Origin of the sequence: Streptomyces sp. IBSBF 3136, from assembly GCF_036815105.1 — a bacterium.
GTDB lineage: Bacteria > Actinomycetota > Actinomycetes > Streptomycetales > Streptomycetaceae > Streptomyces.
This window is the reverse complement of record NZ_JAJSZC010000343.1, coordinates 1-5,802: the sequence shown is the minus strand read 5'-3', so window position 1 is coordinate 5,802 and position 5,802 is coordinate 1. Positions and strand designations below refer to the sequence as shown.

5 protein-coding genes are annotated in these 5,802 nt (G+C 77.0%); 4 read left to right on the top strand and 1 reads right to left on the bottom strand.

Going from position 1 to position 5,802, the window contains the following annotated elements; all coding sequences use genetic code 11:
• The 4 genes from V7E45_RS38285 to V7E45_RS38270 form a co-directional block, all read left to right on the top strand.
• The coding region (locus V7E45_RS38285) for a tetratricopeptide repeat protein (protein WP_333778891.1) at window positions 1–939 on the top strand (939 nt) is incomplete at its 5' end.
• A gap of 34 nt (window positions 940–973) precedes the next feature.
• The gene (locus V7E45_RS38280; protein ID WP_333778890.1) at window positions 974–2,512 is read left to right on the top strand and encodes a VWA domain-containing protein; all 1,539 of its coding nucleotides are present in this window, start codon (window positions 974–976) and stop codon (window positions 2,510–2,512) included.
• Between the two features lie 268 nt (window positions 2,513–2,780).
• The gene (locus V7E45_RS38275) at window positions 2,781–3,662 is read left to right on the top strand and encodes a hypothetical protein (protein ID WP_333778889.1); all 882 of its coding nucleotides are present in this window, start codon (window positions 2,781–2,783) and stop codon (window positions 3,660–3,662) included.
• Window positions 3,659–4,984 (top strand): ABC transporter substrate-binding protein, encoded by a 1,326-nt coding sequence (locus tag V7E45_RS38270; protein WP_333778888.1) that lies wholly within the window; start codon window positions 3,659–3,661, stop codon window positions 4,982–4,984. The genes V7E45_RS38275 and V7E45_RS38270 overlap by 4 nt, the downstream gene beginning before the upstream one ends.
• Before the next feature lie 55 nt (window positions 4,985–5,039).
• Here the strand turns inward: V7E45_RS38270 and V7E45_RS38265 are convergent.
• Window positions 5,040–5,802: patatin-like phospholipase family protein (locus tag V7E45_RS38265; RefSeq protein ID WP_333778887.1), on the bottom strand; the 763-nt coding region annotated here is incomplete at its 5' end.

Here is a 5,802-nt window from a genome sequence, read left to right as displayed (position 1 = left end):
CCCCCGGCCGCCGAGGCCGCCGGCGCCCTCCCGGCCCCGGTGCCCGACCCCGACGACGGCGCCGCCCTGTTGCTGGACACCTTCTCGCCCGACGCGCCCGACCGGGTCGCCCGGCAGTGGACCCGAGAGTCCCGCCTCGGCACCCCCGAGACCGCGCTGTGGCTGTGCCGCGCCTACCTGCGCCGGGGCGAGCAGGGCGCGGCGGAGAGCTGGCTGGCCGAGGCCGCGACCCTGCTCGGCGAGCGGGCCGCCGGCCACGACTGGCGCATCGCCTGGCACCGCGGCGTACTGCATCTCAGCAGGGCGGAGGTCCGGCAGGCCGGCGACTGCTTCGAGGCCGTCCACCGGGCGCTGCCCGGCGAGTACGGGCCCAAGCTCGCCCTCGGCCACTGCGCCGAACACGGCGACGGGCCCGCGGACCGGGCGATGCCGTTCTACGAGGCCGTCTGGGCCCGCGACTTCGCCCACACCGCGGCCGCCTTCGGCCTGGCCCGGGGCCACCTGGCCGGCGGTGACCGGGACGCCGCCGTACGCGTCCTCGACGACGTCCCGGCCACCTCCCGCCACTACGACGCCGCACGCGTCGCGGCGGTCCGCATCCGCGCCGGCCTCCTGGCCGGCCGGGCCCCGTCGGCCGCCGACCTGCGGGACGCGGCACGGCGGCTGCCCGAACTGCACCTGGACGGCGGCGCCGCCGACGGCGAGTCGCGGGCCCGGCTGGTGGCCGAGGTCCGCGAGAACGTACTGCACTGCTTCCGAGGGAGCACCCGGCGCCCGGAGTTCCCCACCGGCGACCTGCTCGGGCCGGGTACCGAGGAGGCGCTGCGCACCCTCCTGGAGCAGTCCTTCCGGCACCTGGCCGCACAGGCCCGCACCGCCGACGAGCACGGCCGGCTGCTCGACCTGGCCCACGCCGTGCGGCCGATGACCACCTTCTGAGAACGCCGGACCGGGAAGCGAGGGGAGCGCGGCCGTGAGCACCGCCGAACACGCCGGAGACGTCGTCGTGACCCTCGAGGTCGGGCAGAACAAGGAACTGCCCGCCGCCCCGACCGCGCCCGGGCAGCCCCGTGACCGGGAGATGCACGCCATCCTGGAGATCGGGGTGACGCGCGAGGGCGGCCGCCCGGACCTCGTCACCGGCGCCGCCCACCGGCCCGGACCCGCCCTCGCCGAGGTGCTGATCGTCGACACCTCCCGCTCCATGCTGCACCCGGCCGCCAAACTGCGCGCCGCCAAGGAGGCCACGGCCGCAGCCCTGCGGCTGCTGCCGGAGGGAAGCGCGTTCGCCGTGCTCTCGGGCCGGTTCGCCGCCACCGTGGTGCACCCCGGGCCCGGCCACGAGGGCATGGCCGTCGCCGGGCCCGCGGAGCGCGCGGCCGCCGAACGCGCCGTACGGATCCTGGACGCGGACGGCGGCACCGCCATCGGCCACTGGCTCGACCTGGCCCGGCGGCTGCTGAGCGAGCAGACCGCGCCCGTCAAACACGTCCTGCTGCTCACCGACGGGCGCAACGAACACGACCACCGCGCCACCATGCCGCTCGACACCGCCCTGGACGCCTGCGACGGCCGGTTCGTCTGCGACGCCTGGGGCATCGGCGACGACTGGGACGCCGACCTGCTGCTGCGCATCACCCGCAGACTGCACGGCCGGGCCGGCGCGGTCCGCCGCGAAGCCGAACTCACCGGCGTCTACGAGACGTTGATGAACGGGCTGCTCGGCAAGGCGGTCCCCGAACTGCGCATCAGGCTCACCCCCACCCCCGGCACCGTGATCCGCCAGGTCAAGCAGGTCGTGCCCAGCGAGCAGGAACTCCCGCCCTTCGCGACGGAGCCGGGCGGACGCGGCACCGAGTACGTCACCCGGGCCTGGGGCGAGGAGACCCGGCACTTCCAGGTCGTCCTGACCGCCGACCCGACCGGCCGCGTGATCGGCGAGGACCTCCAGCTCGCCGCCGTCGAGGTGGTCGTACCCGACTTCGGGCGCACCGTGCGGCTGCCCGCGCCCCGGCCGGTGCTGGTCCACTGGACCGACAACCCGCTCGACGCCTCCCGGCGGCACCCCGGGATCCACCGCCACGAGCTGTACCAGCAGGCCAGCGCGGCCGTCGGACGGGCCTACCGGGCCTGGCTGCACCGCGCCGAGGGCAGGGCGGAGGCCGACCGCCGGCTCGCCCACGCGCTGGCCCTCGCCGAGGAACTCGGCGACGCCCACCTGCTGGGCGCGCTCGCCCGGATCGAGGCCGCCCCGGGCACCGGCCGGGTCCGCGACGGCCTGCGGGACGTCGACTGGCAGCACCTGATCCTCTCCAGCGCCATGACCACACCGCCGGAACCGCCGGCCGCCGGGCCGCCCCCGGCCGGACCGCCGGAACTGCCCGGCGCCGACGACCCCGTCCCCGCCGGGCCCGGCGGCCTCATCGAGTGCCCCGACTGCGGGTGGATGGGCCCCGCGGACTCGGTCTACTGCGGCGGCGACTGCGGACGGCCGCTGAGGAGGACGCCATGAGGAGGACCCGATGAGCGCCCGTCCGGGCAGCCGGGCCGGCGGCGGTGCGGGCGGGCGCGGGGGGGGGGGGGGGGGGGGGGGGGGGGGGGGGGGGGGGGGGGGGGGGGGGGGCCCCCCCCCCCCCCCCCCCCCCCCCCCCCCCCCCCCCCCCCCCCCCCCCCCCCGCGGCCCGCGCGACGGCGGGTCGCTGCCGCGCCCGCTCGCCCGGCTACTGGCCGCAGGGCGCCGCCCGCCCCCGCAAGGCAGCACGACCGCCCACGAACTGGCCGTGCGCCACCGGCTGCTGCTCGCCCTGAGCGCCGTGCTGACCCTCGCCCTCTTCCTGTCCTACGAGGGCGTGCACGGCGACGCCGACCCGCTGCGCACCTCCAGCGCACCCGCCGTCCTCGCCATCGACACCGCCCTCTACGCGCTCGGCGCGGCCCAGGCCGAGGCGACCGGGACACCGCCGTCCCTCAGCGAGTTCCAGAAGCAGATCTCGGTGGCCGCGCAGAGCATCTCGGTGGCCGCCGCCGACGACGCGGGCGGCCCGGCCGCCCGGCAGGCCGTGCAGACGGTCGCCGGACTGATCACCGGCTACTCCAACATGGTCCAGAAGGCTCAACTGGAGCCCGACGGAAGTCTGTTGCGGGACGCCTACCTCAGCTACGCGACCGGCATCCTGAAGGGCGACGACTCCGGCATCGAGGCCCGGCTCAGGGCGCTGCGCACCCGGCAGCTCGCGGCGGTGGAGCGGCAGACCTCCTTCGGGCCACTGCTGTGGCTCGGCTGGACCGCCTCCGCGCTGCTCGTCCTCGCCCTCGGCGCGGCCCTGGTGGAGACGCAGCTCTTCCTGCGCCACCGGTTCCGGCGCCGCTACAACCGCCACCTGCTCGCCGCCGGGGCGCTGCTGGCCGCCGGGTTCGCGACCCTGCTGCTGTTCACCGTCTGGACCCACCGGGGCATGGCGGACACCCGCGCCCTTCTCGACGGGGCGCCGCCCGGCCCCGCCATCCCCCGCGCGGGGCAGGACGCCGCCGCGCACCTGGCGCACACCGGATTCCGCGCGGCGGCCGCGGTGTGGATCGTGATAGGAGGCGTCCTGCTCATGGCACTGGCCGAGACCGGACTGCGGCAGCACATCAACGACTACCGGTTCAGGCCCCGGTGAGCGCCCCCGCCCCCGGCCCGGTCCCCGGTCCCGCGCCTGCCGCGCCCGGCGCCCGGCGCCGCCCGTCGCGCCGGCTGGTGCGCGTGGTCACCGTGGTGGCGAGCTGCCTGGCCGTGCTGGCCGCCGCCGTCGTGGTGGGCGTCCGCACGCTCGCGCGGGAACCGACCGTCACCCTGCTGGCCAACTGGACCGGCGAGGACGCCCGGCACCTGCGGGACTCGGTGATCGCCCCGTTCGAGCGGGCGCACCGGGTCCACGTCGACTACCAGGGCAGCTCCGCCGAGAGCCAGGTGCTCAGCGCCGACGTGGAGGCCGGCACGCCCCCGGACGTCGTGGTGCTCACCGGTCCGGGCGAACTCGCCGACTACGCACGCCGGGGCCAGCTCCACCCGGTCGAGGACCTCGTCCCCGAGGGCGCCTTTGGCACGTCCTGGGCCACCCGGCTGCGCGGGCACGTGTACTGGTTCCCGCTCAAGGCCGACGTCAAGAGCCTCGTCTGGTACCCAGGGGGCACCGCGGGACCGGAGCTGCGGCGGGCCGCCGGGCGGCCGGACCAGTGGTGCGTGGGCATGGGTTCCGGCGCCACCAGCGGCTGGCCCGGCACGGACTGGGTCGAGGACATCCTCCTCCAGCAGGCCGGCCCGCGGACCTACCAGCGGTGGGCACGCGGACTGCTGCCCTGGCAGTCCAGGGAGGTGGTACGGGCCTGGCGGACCTGGGGGCGGCTGGTCGGCGCCGGGCGCTCGCCCGAGCTGGTGGCACGGGCGCTCAAGACCGGCTACCAGGACGCCTCCAAGCTGCTCGCCGGGCACCCCCGGCAGTGCGCGCTGGAACACCAGGCGTCGTTCGTGCGCAGCTACCGGCCCTGGAAGGACGCGCACGGCGACTACCTGCCGTCGGCCGAGCTGATCCCCGGCGCCACGGCCCGGAACACCTGGGAGGTCTCCGGGGACCTCGTGGCCCTGCTGCACGACACCCCGCAGGCGCGGCAGCTGATCCGCCACCTCGCCTCCACCGAGGCGCAACGGGCCTGGAACGCGAAGGAGTCGGGGTTCTCCGTGGCCGCCGCGGCCCAGCCGGCCGCCGAACCCACCGGTTCCTGGCACCGCTCGCTGGCCCGCGAGCTGCTGGACCCCGCGGCGGTGCACTGCTTCGACGCCTCCGACGCCATGCCGCCCCCGGTCCGCGACGCCTTCACCCAGGCCACCATCGACTTCCTCGCCGACCCACGCCACCTGGACGCCCTGCTGGCGGACCTGGACAGCCTCAGCAGCAACGAGGAACTGACCTGGCTGCCATCGGTCTGCGACCGGGGCACCTGAGCCCTCCGGGCGCGCGGCGACGGCGGCCGGGTCCAGCCCCTGGGCACGCACGGGCTCAGCCCTGGTCGCCCCAAGGCGGCGTCAGGTCGCGTCCCTGGGCCCGGCCCGCCTCGGCGGCGGGCCGGCGGGTGGCCGGGTCGAGGGCGTTGTCGCCGATCGCCGTCCGGGACGCCTCGTCCGGCTCGACCACCCAGACCTCCGCACCCGCCGCGCGCAGCTCCGCCACGACCCGCTCGACCGGCCGCTCACTGGGGAACGGCTCGGTGGTGCCCATCGGGAGCAGGAGCACCACGCGGTCCGCGCCGGCCGCGTAGTCGGCGTTGGCCACGGAGCGCACACCGCCGTCGACGTAACGACGCCCGTCGACGGTGACCGGCGGCCACACGCCCGGCACGGCGCAGCTCGCCGCCACCGCGTCGATCAGCGGAACCCCCGAGTCCCTGGTGAAGACCCGTGCCTCACCCGTCCCGGCGTCCACGGCGACCACCTTCAGCGCGCGCTCGGGCCAGGTGTGGGAGGGCAGTCGCGACGCGATCACCGCCCGCCGCTCGGCCTCCGGCACGGTCCGCGCCTCCAGCGCCATTCGGCCCACCGCGCGCCGCAGCTCCGGCAGGGAGGAGGCGGCGGCGGCCGCGGCACCGAACTCCGCGGCCAACTTCTCCAGATCCAGCTCCGCCATGATCTCGGCGGGCTGCAGCGCGGGGTCCACCTGACGGGCGTACAGCTCATCGAGGCCCAGCCCGCTGCCCACCTGGGCGGCGACGGCCGCGCCCGCGGAGGTCCCGAGCAGCAGATCGGCCCCCGTCACGTCCCGCCCC